Origin of the sequence: Desulfovibrio sp. 86, assembly GCF_902702915.1 — a bacterium.
Taxonomy (GTDB): Bacteria; Desulfobacterota; Desulfovibrionia; order Desulfovibrionales; family Desulfovibrionaceae; genus Desulfovibrio.
Genome location: NZ_LR738849.1, coordinates 2,978,832 through 2,992,642, shown reverse-complemented (window position 1 = coordinate 2,992,642; position 13,811 = coordinate 2,978,832). Strand labels below are relative to the sequence as shown.

General features: G+C 58.7%; 9 protein-coding genes. 3 read left to right on the top strand and 6 right to left on the bottom strand.

The window, feature by feature from the left end; genetic code table 11:
* The first annotated feature begins 63 nt into the window (after positions 1-63).
* The 3 genes from DESU86_RS12280 to DESU86_RS12270 are packed head-to-tail and all read left to right on the top strand — an operon-like array spanning position 64 to position 2,232.
* Entirely contained in the window at positions 64-813 is a 750-nt protein-coding gene (locus DESU86_RS12280; RefSeq protein ID WP_179981304.1) for an amino acid ABC transporter permease, read from the top strand.
* Positions 806-1,483, top strand: coding sequence for a glutamate/aspartate ABC transporter permease GltK (gene gltK, locus DESU86_RS12275; protein ID WP_179981303.1), 678 nt, complete (start codon positions 806-808; stop codon positions 1,481-1,483). The genes DESU86_RS12280 and gltK overlap by 8 nt, the downstream gene beginning before the upstream one ends.
* A 20-nt stretch (positions 1,484-1,503) precedes the next feature.
* The gene (locus DESU86_RS12270; RefSeq protein ID WP_179981821.1) at positions 1,504-2,232 is read left to right on the top strand and encodes an amino acid ABC transporter ATP-binding protein; all 729 of its coding nucleotides are present in this window, start codon (positions 1,504-1,506) and stop codon (positions 2,230-2,232) included.
* A 236-nt stretch (positions 2,233-2,468) separates the two neighbouring features.
* On the opposite strand, the gene DESU86_RS12265 is transcribed toward DESU86_RS12270, so the two are convergent.
* From DESU86_RS12265 to DESU86_RS12240, 6 genes are all read right to left on the bottom strand, one after another.
* Complete coding sequence (locus DESU86_RS12265; protein WP_179981302.1) at positions 2,469-3,449, bottom strand: 2-hydroxyacid dehydrogenase; 981 nt, start codon at positions 3,447-3,449, stop codon at positions 2,469-2,471.
* A 721-nt stretch (positions 3,450-4,170) separates the two neighbouring features.
* Complete coding sequence (locus DESU86_RS12260) at positions 4,171-6,786, bottom strand: PEP/pyruvate-binding domain-containing protein (RefSeq protein ID WP_179981301.1); 2,616 nt, start codon at positions 6,784-6,786, stop codon at positions 4,171-4,173.
* A 1-nt stretch (position 6,787) separates the two neighbouring features.
* Positions 6,788-7,168 carry a response regulator gene (locus tag DESU86_RS12255; protein WP_179981300.1) on the bottom strand — a complete coding sequence of 127 codons (381 nt, stop codon included), beginning with the start codon at positions 7,166-7,168 and terminating at the stop codon, positions 6,788-6,790.
* A 204-nt stretch (positions 7,169-7,372) separates the two neighbouring features.
* Entirely contained in the window at positions 7,373-9,076 is a 1,704-nt protein-coding gene (locus DESU86_RS12250; protein ID WP_179981299.1) for a sensor histidine kinase, read from the bottom strand.
* Positions 9,067-11,688 carry a PEP/pyruvate-binding domain-containing protein gene (locus DESU86_RS12245; RefSeq protein ID WP_179981298.1) on the bottom strand — a complete coding sequence of 874 codons (2,622 nt, stop codon included), beginning with the start codon at positions 11,686-11,688 and terminating at the stop codon, positions 9,067-9,069. The genes DESU86_RS12250 and DESU86_RS12245 overlap by 10 nt, the downstream gene beginning before the upstream one ends.
* Before the next feature lie 602 nt (positions 11,689-12,290).
* Positions 12,291-13,799: a FliI/YscN family ATPase gene (locus DESU86_RS12240; protein ID WP_179981297.1), complete on the bottom strand. Its 1,509-nt coding sequence runs from the start codon at positions 13,797-13,799 to the stop codon at positions 12,291-12,293.
* Positions 13,800-13,811: the final 12 nt, after the last annotated feature.

The window sequence follows — 13,811 nt, the reverse complement described above, 5'->3', positions numbered from 1 at the left end:
AGACTTGCCGTACGCCACAAGGCAGAATGAATCACGCTTTATCTTTATGGATGGAACTTTCTGATGCAGGCTAACTGGAACTGGGGCATTTTTTTTGAACAAGCGCCGTTCGGAAACGTCACCTACCTCAACTGGTTGATTGACGGTTTTCTCACTACCGCGGCTCTTTTTATCTGTGCCTGGATTGTAGCCTTCATAGTAGGCTCTTTTTTCGGTATATTACGTACCTTGCCCAGCAATTTTTTTCGGAGCGTGGGCGCCACGTATGTTGCCATTTTTCGCAACATCCCCCTGATCGTTCAATTTTTTATCTGGTATCTGGCGGCCCCCGATCTTCTGCCGTATGACCTCAGCGTCTGGTTTAAATCCGAGCTGAACCCCAATGCGCAGTTTTTCATTCTTTCCACCTGTGCGCTCGGGCTGTTTACAGGCGCGCGCGTCTGTGAACAGGTACGGTCGGGCATTCTGGCGCTTTCGCGCGGGCAGCGCTACGCGGCCCTAGCCCTGGGCCTCACCCTGCCCCAGACCTATCGATACGTGCTGCTTCCCAATGCCTACCGCATTATCATACCCCCATTGACCTCAGAAATGCTCAATATGGTCAAGAACACGGCTGTGGCTTCCACAATCGGACTGGTGGAGCTCACGTCACAGGCAAACCGCCTGCTGGAATTTTCGGGCTTTGCCTATGAATCCTTTATTGCCGTTACCCTGGCCTATGTATTTCTGAACTTTATCGTCATGCGTCTCATGAGGATGCTTGAAAAGAAAATGCGGCTGCCCTCCACAGGCATGGGAGGCAAAAATGTTTGATTTTGACTGGAGCATCATTGAGCAGAGCCTGCCCCTGCTGGGTCAGGGCGTTATGGTCACGCTCAAGATAACGCTGACTTCCATTGTGCTTGGCATGGTCATCGGCACGCTTCTGGCGGTGGCGCGCATATCCATTTATGCCCCCCTGCGCTGGCTTTCGGCGGCGTACGTCAACTGCTTCCGCTCTGTGCCGCTGGTCATGGTTTTGTTGTGGTTCTACCTTATTGTGCCACAATTTCTGACCAAATTTCTCCATCTTTCGCCCTTGACGGACATACGCCTTGTTTCGGCCATGGTTGCCTTTACCGCGTTTGAGGCCGCCTATTACGCTGAAATCATTCGCGCGGGCATGAACAGCGTGTCCAGAGGGCAAAACTATGCGGCTCTTGCCCTTGGCATGACCAAGTCGCAAACCCTCACCTATGTCATCCTGCCGCAGGCTTTTCGCGTCATGACGCCCCTGCTGCTGACCCAGGGCGTGATTCTGTTTCAGGATACGGCCCTCGTATACATCATAGGCCTTGCAGATTTTTTCCGCACTGCCACCAACATTGGCAAGACCACCGGCTATGAGATAGAAATGGTGCTCTTTGCGGGCGCTGGCTACTTCGTGGTCTGCTTCTGCGTTTCCCTGGCCGTAACCGTGGTAAAAAAGAGACTCAAGCTATGAATACCCCTACCGAAGAAGCAATGATTGTTTTGAACAACGTATCCAAGTGGTACGGTGATTTTAATGTGCTGCGCGACTGCACCACGAGCATCCACAAGGGCGAGGTGGTGGTTGTATGCGGGCCTTCCGGGTCGGGCAAATCAACGCTTATCAAGACCGTCAACGGCCTTGAACGCGTGCAGAGCGGCCAGATATTCGTCAACGGCACAGAAGTGACCAGCAAACGCACCAACCTTGCGGAGCTGCGCAGCCGCGTGGGCATGGTCTTTCAGCACTTTGAGCTTTTTCCTCATCTGAACATCATTCATAACCTTGTTCTCGCGCAGGAAAAAGTGCTTAAAAGAAATCGTGAAGAAGCCAGAGAAAAGGCTCTTGCCCTGCTGAGCCGGGTGGGTCTTGACCAGCATACGGAAAAGTACCCCTCGCAGCTTTCAGGCGGCCAGCAGCAGCGTGTGGCCATTGCCCGCGCCCTGTGCATGGACCCCGTGGCCATGCTTTTTGACGAACCCACCTCTGCCCTTGACCCGGAAATGATCAACGAAGTTCTGGATGTCATGGTGGAGCTTGCCTATGAGGGCATGACCATGATGGTGGTCACGCACGAAATGGGCTTTGCCCGCAAGGTTGCGCACAGGGTGCTCTTTATGGAAGAAGGCCTCATTCTTGAGGACACGCCCAAGGAGCAGTTCTTTGACAGCCCGCAGACCCAGCGCGCCAAAGAATTTCTGGCCAGCATCATCTCGCACTGATTTTCGCAGCGGCGCAGCCCGTTCATGACGGAATGCGCCATAAGTTCAGGCGGTACTGTCAATTGCAAGAAGGCCGCCCCGTGAGGGGCGGCCTTCTTGCAATTTGGTTGCTACGCGCTGTACTCGCGCGCAGCGCTAAAACACAATAAGATTTTTAGGGGGGGGGCGTGGGGGAGGGCCCTTTTTGCAAAAGGGGCCCTTCCCCGCAAAACCTGGCCTTTTACTGTGAAGCTACGCTACACCACACTGGGTTTGCGCGCCTGGGGATTCAGGCAGTCCTGCGGCATCCTGCCTTCCAGGGCGTCAAATATTTTTCGCGCCGAGGACTCGCCCATATCCACATGCGAGTCGATGGTGGCGACACCCCGGTGCGGGGTCATGAGCACAGTATTCATGGTCCGCAAGGCAGGATGCGCATGCGGTTCATTCTCAAAAACGTCCAGTCCGGCTCCGGCAATGCGGCCTTCTTTCAGGGCGATCACCAGCGCTTCTTCATCCACTACAGGGCCGCGCGCGGTATTGATCAGGATGGCGTGGGGGCGCATGAGCGACAGTTCCGGCGTACTGATGTAGTGCCGCGTTTCATCGGTCAGGGGAATGTGCAGGCTTACAAAGTCGGATGAGGCCAGCAGTTCTTCCTTGCTCAGGTACTGCGCGCCGGTGGCGGCTTCAAATGCTTCATTTTTATGGCGGCCCGTATAGCTGAGGCGCATGTTAAAACCCTGCGCGCGCTTTGCCACAGCAAGGGCTATGCGCCCGCTGCCCACAATGCCCAGGGTCTTGCCGCTCACCCGCAGGCCCATATGAATGGTGACGCCCCAGGGGGTCTCGTCATTACGTACCGTCAAATCTCCATCACGCAGCTTGCGGGCCACGCCAAGCATCAGCGCCCAGGCGAGATCAGCCGTATCGGTTGTGACGGCGTCAGGATTGTGCGTCACCCAGATACCAAGGCGCGTGGCTTCCGCCACCGGGATATGGTCATAACCGACGCCATAGCTGGAAATGATTTTGCACGTGGGGGCAAGGGCTTCCATAACGTCAGAGTCAAGATGCTGCAATGTGGCGATAACGGCGTCCACCCCGCTCACGGCGTCAATCAGGGCTTTTCCGGACAATCCTTCAGCTGGTCCCACATCAACCTGACAACGTGTGCGCAACAGATCCAGAGCTTCAGGCAGTACACTACGGGTTACAAATACGCGAGGTTTTGTCATAATTTCTCCGTTCATGGCAAAAAGGCATGGAATACCGTATTAGGCGGCTTTCAGAGGAAATGCAAGGTTGGTAGTCGGGGCACCCTAAGGCTGCATCCAGCAATCGGGCAGTGGCGTGACGGCGGCAAGAAATTTACGACGCTTTCCGGGGCATATCTGTATTGCGATCGGCCTGCAATGACAGAAACGGGTCTCGCCCAAAAGCGGTCAAACGTCTAGAGCAGATCAACTTTGAAATGAGAAGCATTTCAAAGTGTTCATTCAGCCGAAAAATGCGATTTGCGACAACCATCAGCAGGCTGGTCGCTCTATTAACCAATTGCTGTCTTTGCGGCAGTCGTTGGCGAGTCTACGAGTCTTCCGAATGGCGACAGCGATTGCACAGAACAAAATGTAAGTTACTCATGCTGTCTTTATCCGTAGCTTCCTGCGTCGCAACGGCTGAAGCTCGGCTGAATCCACGCCACGTTGTGGCGCGCTGCACGAAAGTGCAGCGTTAGAGCATTTACACTTTTTCAAAGTTAAAATGCTCTAGTGCCAGAGACACGGCAGTAGTATTTGGGGGTACGCAGTCTTAACGACGCGGACTCTTGGCCCGCGCTTCAGCGTATATTGTAGTAAAAATAATAAAGATTTTAGTTGGTTGGGGCGTGGGGCAGGAGACCCTTTTGCAAAAAGGGTCCCTCCCCCACAAAAAAGCTGTTTATCCACGCAGTATGTTCTAAAGAGATCTCCCCAAAAGCGGCCTGGCGCTTAATGATTCCATATCCGCCAGCATTTTGTTTTTCAGCGCCGTGGCCCTTTCTGTTTCCAGCATGATCATATCCACCTGGCGGGTGTGGATGAGCAAGTAGCCCAGGAGGCGCGTCTTCATCAATGTTTCTGTGGCGCTGTAGCCTTCGGCCACGGCAAAGACCGAGTCGTCCTTCACATCCGCGCGGAACCCGTACTGCTCCAGCAGGTCAGCCACCATGCGGGCGCGCAGCCGACGGCGTTCCCTGTCCGCCGCGCCGCCCTTGAACTGAAAGTTCACGAAATTTTCGTGGCTTTGCTCGCCCGCAAGGCTTTCTACTGTGCAGAAGTGATAGCCATAGCGAGCCTGCAGGATCATATAGTTATCAGAAATGATAAAAAAGTTTTTGTTGGCCATGCTGTTGGGCGCGGTACTTTCAAGCTCGGGCTTCATCGTGCTCTCAAGCATAATGGTCATAAAACCCGCTGCGCTGGCCGCAGGCGGCCCGGCCCAGGGCACTGCGACCATACCGTCCCAAAGGGCAAGCATGGGCGCACTGGCGATCACATCCAGATCCACGATGGGGCCGGTCACGCGGTGCCGGAATCCACCGCCCATATCCACAATCCAGTATTGCAGCTTGGCCCCGGCCCGCAGTTGTTTGCCCATGCGCCTGCTGGCGCCGGCATCTTCCTCTTCAAACATAAGCAGGACGGACTTTTCATGACAAAAGCGGGTGATATCGTGCAAGGTACGGCAATGGGCGGGCGTGAATTCCGGCGCGTCGGGGTCCAGAAGATGCAGGGGCACCATAAGCTGGCTCAAAGCCTGAAGCCGCTGATGCACGGGACTGCCAGCCATGAGATTGGTCGGCTCCACCGCTGTGGAGGCAAGTTGCGGCTGCCGTCCGGCAAAAACGGCGCAGCGCCCGGCATCCAGCGTGGCTTCGCCGGCTTCGCGCAGCAAGAGGCAGGCGTCGGGCAGGCTGAAGACGGCTGGCAGCTGGTATTCACGCGCTACCGACGCCAAATGCCCGGCCATGCCCCCTGTTTCACTGACGAGCCCGGAGGCGCGCGAAAGCAGCGGCGCCCAGCGCGGCAAAGCCCGTTCCACCACCAAAATGCCATCCTGAGGAAAGGAAAGCATGTCCGCTTCCTTGCGGGCCACAAAGACCGGCCCCATGCCAACGCCGGGGCTTACGGCCACGCCGCCGGCAGCCAGCACCTTAAGCCCGGCGGGCAGGTCTGCAAGCACAAAGGCTTCGCCCGTTTCTTCTCCTGCCCCCTGATGCTCAATATTGCTCTGCTCCGTGGCGGAATTGGCCTCACGCAGGGGGCGGCTCTGCAAAACCACGATGCGCCCGTCCTCGGCATCAAGGGCCCACTCCACATCCTGGGGTTCGGTATAATACGCTTCAAGGGCAATGGCCACTTTAGCGAGGTCAGCCGCCTGTTTGTCGGTAAGACTTGGTGGCGTGCCCTCAGGCCCGGCCAGCCTTTTGTGGAGGAGTTCCGGCGGAACCTTGCGGCTGAAAATATACACGTCAGGGGTAACCACGCCGTCCACGACGGCTTGCGGCAAACCGGGAACGGCATTGAGAAGAATCTGCTCGCGACCACGGCTGGCGGCCACGGGATCGCGGCTGTAGGCCACCCCCCCGGCAGCGGCGGGCACCATGGCCAGCACCCCCACGCACATGGGCGCTGCATCGTCAGGAATGCCATGCTGATAACGGTAGCTCATGGCCGTTACCGCATACTTGCTGGCGACAATCTCCTTCCACACTTCACAGGCTTCTTCCGGCGGCACGTTGAGTTCAGACCTGTACTGCCCGGCAAAGGTAACCCCCAGGGAATCTTCGCCCACCGCGCTGCTGCGCAGAGCCAGTTTGAGCCCTGGCCCGGCCTTGACGCGCATGGCATCCACGGCTTCGGTGATGCTTTTTTCAAGTTCGGGCGGCAGCGGCGCTGTGAGCACAGATTTTTGCAGGGCGGCGGCAAGGCTGAAGACTTCATCCAGGCTCTGCATGTCCGTTGCCTGAATGCGCCGGTTCAGTTCGCTCTGCAGGCCGTTATATTCCATAAAACGATAATAGGCGCTGACGGTTACGGCAAAACCGTCCGGCACGGTAAGACCCGCATGGGCGGCGACTTCGCCAAGATTGGCCATTTTGCCGCCGACCAGGGTGAGGTCGTTCAGGCTGATCTGGTCAAGGTGCAGGATGAGGGGGCCGTCCTGATGGGGCATTTCCTCCAGCATGGATTCCATTTCTGATCGTATGCGATCAAAGGAATCCTGCAGGGCGGCATAGGCGTTGTCGGAAAGCGCGTTGAGTTCGCGCACCATCTGAAAGACGGCGGTAACGGCGCGCGTGCTGACGGCATGCACGTAGTCCATGCCAAACGGCCTCGCGCCCGCAAGGCGGTCTTCCACCTCACTCATGGCTTCAAGAGCGCGCTTGTTGGCCGAGAGCAGACGGCGGAACCGGGCGCAACGCTCGCGCAGCCGGGCCTTTAGCTCTTCCTCCCGGGCCAGTACCGCCGGATCCGGCTCCGAGGGCTGCTCACGCCCCAGCCAGTGTCGCAAGTATTTGAGCAGGGCCATGCTACACAGCGGAACGAACCGCTTCCTCCATCTTGATGATGAGTTCGCTGATGGCAACGGGCTTGAGCATGTAGTCGTACGCGCCAAGGTCCAGGCCTTCCACGGCCACTCCCATACAGGCATGGCCGGTCAGCAGAAGGACGGGCAGCTTGGGCGCTTTCTGCTTCATGTGACGCAGGGTTTCAAGGCCGTCCATGCCGGGCATGCGCACGTCCATAACCACGATATTAAAGGGCTCCCCACCGGGGGCCAGCGCCTCATCGACCATGTTGAGGGCGGTCTGTCCATCGGGCGCAGTGGCGACCTCCATTCCGCGTCTGACAAGACGCTTCTGCATCAATTCCAAAAATTCTAGTTCGTCGTCCACAAACAATGCGCGCATGGGGCCTCCTCGGTTACAGGCAGTGCCGCGGCCAGGCCGGGCAGGTTGCCGATGCGTTGTTTCTTGCCGCCGGTGGCCGCCGGAGTGACAATTTTTTTCCGCGCGGCCATTCAATCAATACACTGTCTGGCGCATGCGCGCCCCCAAAATCAGGATTCAAGCCATATGCACATGAAATGTGAAGCATTTCATAGTTGATCTGCTCTAGACCGCGCTCACGTCTTCCGCCGGCAGCTGCGGCGGCTCTGGCGGCAGGGTTACGCTGAATGTGGTGCCCTGCCCGAGCTGGCTCTGCACTTCAATGCGCCCGCCCAGTTTTTCAAGTATGGTATAGCAGATGGCCAGCCCAAGCCCTGTTCCCTCGCCAACCTTCTTGGTGGTGAAGAAAGGATCGAAAATACGCGACATGGTTTCCTGATCCATGCCGGGGCCGGTGTCAGTAAACAGTACGCGAACGCCCTTCTTCCACGCAAGCGTGCGAATGGTCAAAGAGCCGTTTTTGCCAATGGCGTCAACGGCATTGTCGATGATATTGATAAATATCTGCTCAAGCTGCGCCGGATCGGACAGGATGACCGGAACTTGCGGGTCATAGTCCCTGATAATGGAAATATTGCGGTTGGTAGCTTCGGTTTTGAGCATCTCCGCAGCCTGGTCGGTCAGGGAATTGATGAGGATTTCGGTGCGCCCCGGATTCATGCGGCGGCCAAAGCCCAGCATGCGTTGCGTAATCCCCTTGGCCCTTTTGACATGTTGGTCTATTTTTTCAGTACTTTCGAGTATTTCCTGATAATTTTTCATACTCGTCGCGTTTTCGTCTTCCAGCAGATCGCGTATCCAGCCGGCATTTTCCTGAATGAGCATCAGAGGATTGTTCACCTCGTGCGCCACGCCAGCGGCCATCTTGCCGAGAGCCGCCATCTTGCTAGACTGGAGCATGCGGGCATCAATATGGGCCTGTTTCTGATCCGACTCTTCCAACGAGGCCACAAGCCGCCGCGTACAGAGGTCAGCCCCCATGCAGACAAGTCCGCTGCCCAGAACCATAAAGAAAATGATGAGCGCCTTGAGCTGGCGCAAGGGCCGCAGGCTGTCGCGCACATCATCCAGCACCACAAGCCGCCAGGGCATGGACTCCAGCGACATCACGGCGGCCAGCATTTCCTGCCCCTCGGGCGTCTTGAGGTACTGGGTGACGACGGTTTTGCGCGTCAAGTCGGGCAGGGCAACGTCGAACGTATCCATGCTCTTGCCGTGATAGCGCGAATCCGTTTGCAGTTCGCCCTTGGCGTTGATCAGAAACGCGTCGCTGTGCGGCCCGGAATACACGCGGCGCAGCAGAGCCACCACGGCGTCCATATCAATGGTGGCCCGCACTATGTAACTGCGCCCCCCCTCGTGCCGCAGCACGGCAATGATGAAGTGCGGCTCGTTTCGGTAGCCCATGAACACGTCGCTGACATGCACGCCCTTGCGCAACACTTCCCTGAACCAGGGAGTATCGGAATAGTTGTTGTCCCTGAGATCGTACGGCCCCACATAGGAGACGTGCCGCCCGTCCATGCCGATGACGCCCACATCCACAAAGGAGCGGCTATTATTCTGCATGACGCTGAAAATTTCACTCAGGCGCGCGGGATTGCTCAGGTCGGCATACGGGTGAGTAAAGGCCAGATTTTTGATCTGGGCCACGCGTTCCACCATAAAGGTATCCAGCGCGCGGTGCTTGCTGCTGGCCACAGCCTCGATGCTTGCGCTGATCTTCTCGTCATAGATGACGCTCAGCCTGTCTATGCAGAAAAGGCCCAGGGCCACCAGCGGCGTCAGCGCCATGAGCAGCAGGGTAAGCAACAGGCGGCGGTAGATGGCCTTGTAGCCACGATGTGGTGTGGGCGCGGTTACGGACATGCTTGCTTCTCCTCCACACCGGGCGCGTCCTGCGCCAGGCTCTCGCCCCGGAACAGCATGCGGCAGTGGTTCAGCATTTCTTCACGCCGTGCGGCCACCTGCGCTGCGTCCTGCATGATCATGTCCAATTGCCTGGTGTGGATTGTCATATACCCGGCAATGGCCAGCAGCAGTTCGCCTTCTTCGCGATCCATACCCTTGAGGGTGGCGCTGACCGCGTCGTTGCGCACTGTGGGGGCGAACCCGAATTCCCAAAGGATTTCAGACACAAAGCGCACGCGCAGGATGCGTCTTTCAATGTTGGCCGCCCCGCCGCGCAGATGGAAGGTGAGGTAGTTTTCCGGAGTGCGCTCGCCAAGGCGCGCCTCCACGGACACAAAATGAAAGCCAAAGCGTGAATGCAGGCTGCAATAGTCGCGTGAAATCATGAAATAGTTTTTTTCTGAAAAATACGCCGTCTGCGCCGCAGGATCCAGATTGGGATTGGCCGTGGCCTCAAAAAGCACGGACAAAAACCCCTTGCCGTCCACGGGCGGCGGCCCCTGCCAGGGATAGGCGTTCATGCCGCGCCAGAGCGCACGCATGGGTACGGACGCTATCTGGTCAATATCGATCACAGGCCCGGAAGGGGTTACGGCGAAGCCGTCACTGAGATTTACCACCCAGAACTGCTTGAGCACCTTGTCGCGCAACTGTTTTACCCGCTGCGGCGCGTATTTTTTTTCCGCCCCAAGCGAGAACATGGCGCTCACGGCCCTTTCGTGGCAATAGCGGGCGATGTCATGATAGGTCTGACAATTGGCCGCCTTGAATTCCGGGCTGTCCACGTCCATGGTCAGTGGAAGGATACGGGCCGAGGCTTTTTGCAAAATGCGGTACACGGGGCTGCCCGGCATATAGTCGCGTCCGGGCGGCACATTGGGCAAAAGCGACTCCTGTCTGTCCGCATACACCTGACAGATGTCGGAACACAGGGTGATGCTCTGCCCGTTTTCCAGCGTGTCCAGTGCCCCGGCCATGCCAAAAATGGCTGGCTTGCCGAATTCCCGCGCCAGCGAGGCCAGACGCGAACCGGCCAGCCCCTCTTTGGCAATGATGCCAGCAACGCGGTCCATCAAGGCTCCCCAACGATAATTGTCATCAGGCACCACCAAAATGCCGCCAGGCGGAAAGCGCCGGGCGTCCTCCCAGCGGCGCGCCACGCAGACAGGCCCCGCCACCCTGCCGGGGCTGACGGTATACCCGCCCGAAAGACGCAGGTTCGGGCCGACTTCAGGCAGCACAGGCGGCATGTCCACTGCGTCCACCGGCAGGGGAATGGGCCGCACCAGCAGCAGACGCAATTCCCCTTGCGGCGTCCGCACCCAGGAAAGAGAAACCGGGCACCCCAGCAGTTCTTCAAGCTCAAGGGCCAGAGCAGCCACATCCCTGGCCGTATCGGCATCAAGGACAAGACAGGGCGCGTCGTCAGGGCCGGCAAGGCTGACGATTTCGTGAGGCGGTTGCCTGTCCACCGTGGCGTGATCGGCAGGCAGCACCGAATAATCCAGTTCTTGCGGCAGGCCCTGGCAGGCGTAGACGTGAACCAGTTCTCCGTGCGCGCGCACAGGGCTGCACGAATGGGCAAGACCGCCCCAGGAACCTTCCTCCACAGCCATGCAGGTAATGCACACGCCCGCCCCGGCATCGGTAAGGCCCCGCGCCCGGCGGTACACAAGAGCCTGGGCGCGCTGCTTGCGCGCCAGCGTCAGCTGTACCGCGTGCAAAATTTCCTCGTCGGACGCGTCCAGAGGGACGGAAGGCCCCCAAAGAATCAGGCCGGGATCGTCGCTGCCACGGGCTTCAGGCGGCCACAGCCGCCCACGCAGCACCAGACGCATGGACTCGTGCTGGCTGGAGGCGCGCAAACGCGCCAGCGCTGCACGGATTTCTTGTTCCAGGTCAGGCGGCAAGGGCGTATCTTCAACCAGTTGGCCGAGACCGCGCGACAGCTTGGCCAGATGCTTGGGCGCAAGCCCCCCTGCCGCCTGAATACGGCGGTTGATCTCGCTTTGCAGGTCATTGCTCTGTAAAAAATGCTGGCAACCGGCCATGGTGATGGCAAAGCCCCGGGGCGCCAACTGGGGATGACGCCGCCGCACCTCTTCAAGCCGCAGGGTTGCCGGGTCCACCAGAGGAAAGCCGCCCTGGCCGGAAAGCGCCTCAAGATCGGAATCTTCGCCGAGGGGCAGCACCAGCGGACCAAGAAGGCACACTTCCGGCTCGTACACATCATCGGCCACATTTTTCTGAAGCTCGGCAAACCGGGCGTACAAGGCCTGGCACGGAGCCGGATCGAGCCTTTCAAGCTGCTTGACGCACTGAAAAACCTGGGTGGCCATGCTGGTGCACAGGGCGCGCACACGATACAGCCCGAAGGGATGGTCGCAACACAAGGTGTATTCAAGGGCGGTCATGGTTTCCTGAAAGGTGTTCCATGCCGTTAAGAAGAGCTTGAAGGAATGGTGCCGCAGTGCAAAGAAGTGCTCGGCCTCGCTGTCGGAAGCCGTGACACTGGCGGCGGCGCGTCTGGCGGACCGCGTAAAAAAGCCCAGAAGGCGTGAGAGAGACATGTCGGCTCCAGAACTCGTGACAAAGCCCCGGATACGTAAACTACGGGGCCTGTGCGCCAGCGGCGGTATCGCCGGACCGCGGACACGGAAATGCGCCATGTGCCGGAATGCCACCCCGATGCGGCCGCCCTCCCCGGTTGTTGCCGCTGCCAGACGGCAACGCAGGCAAAGCGAGGGCCTGCCATAACCAAAGATCAGCCGGACAGCGCCGCAAACCGGGCGCAGGCGCGGTCCAGCCCTGGCGGGCATTCTGCGGATTCCGGCTTGGGCAAAAAGCAGGCTTTCATTTACGAAAAGCGTGCTTTATGGGCGCGTTATTGAAATAAAAGGCATCATTTTTTGCATTGCAAGCCGAAAACGCACATGTCAATTCAGCCTAGCATAAGCACATACAGCCTTCAAGCCGCATGTGACAGAATTCGCAAATATAATCCGTGCAGCTGTTGCTAGAGCATTTTACTTTTGAAAAAGTGCAAATGCTCTAACGCTGCACTTTCGTGCAGCGCGCCACAACGTGGCGTGGATTCAGCCGAAAAATACGACTTTCGGCTGAATGAACACTTTGAAATGCTTTTCATTTCAAAGTTGATCTGCTCTAAAGGTCAGCCCCGCTGCGGGGCCACGCCGTTCTGGCCGGAGGGCACGGGGGGCTCGCCCTGCTGGGCTGCCGCCCCTTCCGCCAGTTGGGCCAGGGCGCGCAGTTGCTGCATGCTCTGCTCAAGAAACTGCGGGTCGCCAACGTCCTGGCGCAAAAAGCTGTTGATGGCGGGCATGCTGATGATGGCGGCGTCAATTTCGGCATTGGTGCCCCGTGCGTAGGCGCCGATATTGACCATATCTTCAACCTTGCGAAAGGTGCTCATATTGCGCGTGACCACGCGCCCGGCCAGGATGTCCTCCCGCTCGCAGATGTCCGAGCGCAGACGGCTGATGGAACGCAGCACGTCGATGGCGGGAAAGTGCCCCTGGTCTGCCAGATCGCGGGTAAGCACAATGTGGCCGTCAAGAATGGAGCGCACGGCGTCGGCAATGGGTTCGTTAAAGTCGTCGCCGTCCACAAGGACGGTGTAAATGCCTGTAATGGTTCCCTTGGCGGAACGCCCGGCCCGCTCAAGCAGCTTTGGCAACTGAGCGAAAACTGTGGGGGTATAGCCCTTTGTGGTCGGCGGCTCGCCCACGGCCAGGCCAACCTCGCGGGCGGCCATGGCAAAACGCGTCACCGAGTCCATCATGAGCAGCACGTCCATGCTCTTGTCGCGAAAATATTCGGCCACTGCCGTGGCCGCGTAGGCAGCACGCATGCGCACCAGCGGCGACTGGTCGGAAGTGGCGATGACCAGCACCGAGCGGGCCATGCCCTCGGGGCCGAGGTCGCGCTCCATAAATTCCACAACTTCGCGGCCGCGTTCGCCTATGAGCGCGATGACGTTGACGTCGGCGCGCGTGTACCGCGCCATCATGCCCATCAGCGTGGACTTGCCGACGCCGGAACCGGCCATGATGCCCACGCGCTGCCCCTTGCCAAGAGTGAGCAGGCTGTTGACCGACCGAACGCCGACATCAAGGATGTCCGTAATGCGGGGGCGCTGCAAAGGACTGGGCGGATCGGCGTAAATGGGCGCAAGCTCGGGATGCCACTGCTGGCGCGCCGCCTCCGCCCATTCCGGCACAAAGGGAAGCTGTTCTTCCAACTGACGGGCGAAATCGGCCTTGGCATTGTCGCCCATGGGCAAGGGAGAGGAATAGAGTTCCGTACTGACGGGCGGGCCCGCGTCCAGGGGCGTGCCAAAAGCGTCAAAGGCGCGACCCAGAAGTTCCGGCCCCACGGGAAAAACAGGCGGCAGACTGGTATTGCGGATGCGGCTGCCGGGGCGGATGCCGCGCATATCGCCATAGGGCATGAAGAGCAGGTTTCCGTCGCGAAACCCCACCACTTCGGCGGCGATGCCGTCGTCCGCATCATCGGGCAGCATGTGGCAGACCGCTCCCAGGGGGGCGCGCAGGCCGCTGCCTTCAGCCACAAGGCCCACGACCTTGTTGACCTTGCCATAGAGGCGGACGGGGTTGCTGGCTTGCAGCAGCTTGATGCAGGCTTGCGGGTCAAGTTTCATGGCAGAACCCAG

Coding starts and splice junctions, on each gene's coding strand:
- DESU86_RS12260 (WP_179981301.1), bottom strand. CDS start 6,786: ATGGCCCTGCTCAAATACTTGCGACACTGGCTGGGGCGTGAGCAGCCC.
- DESU86_RS12245 (WP_179981298.1), bottom strand. CDS start 11,688: ATGTCTCTCTCACGCCTTCTGGGCTTTTTTACGCGGTCCGCCAGACGC.
- DESU86_RS12255 (WP_179981300.1), bottom strand. CDS start 7,168: ATGCGCGCATTGTTTGTGGACGACGAACTAGAATTTTTGGAATTGATG.
- DESU86_RS12280 (WP_179981304.1), top strand. CDS start 64: ATGCAGGCTAACTGGAACTGGGGCATTTTTTTTGAACAAGCGCCGTTC.
- gltK (WP_179981303.1), top strand. CDS start 806: ATGTTTGATTTTGACTGGAGCATCATTGAGCAGAGCCTGCCCCTGCTG.
- DESU86_RS12250 (WP_179981299.1), bottom strand. CDS start 9,076: ATGTCCGTAACCGCGCCCACACCACATCGTGGCTACAAGGCCATCTAC.
- DESU86_RS12270 (WP_179981821.1), top strand. CDS start 1,504: ATGATTGTTTTGAACAACGTATCCAAGTGGTACGGTGATTTTAATGTG.
- DESU86_RS12240 (WP_179981297.1), bottom strand. CDS start 13,799: ATGAAACTTGACCCGCAAGCCTGCATCAAGCTGCTGCAAGCCAGCAAC.
- DESU86_RS12265 (WP_179981302.1), bottom strand. CDS start 3,449: ATGACAAAACCTCGCGTATTTGTAACCCGTAGTGTACTGCCTGAAGCT.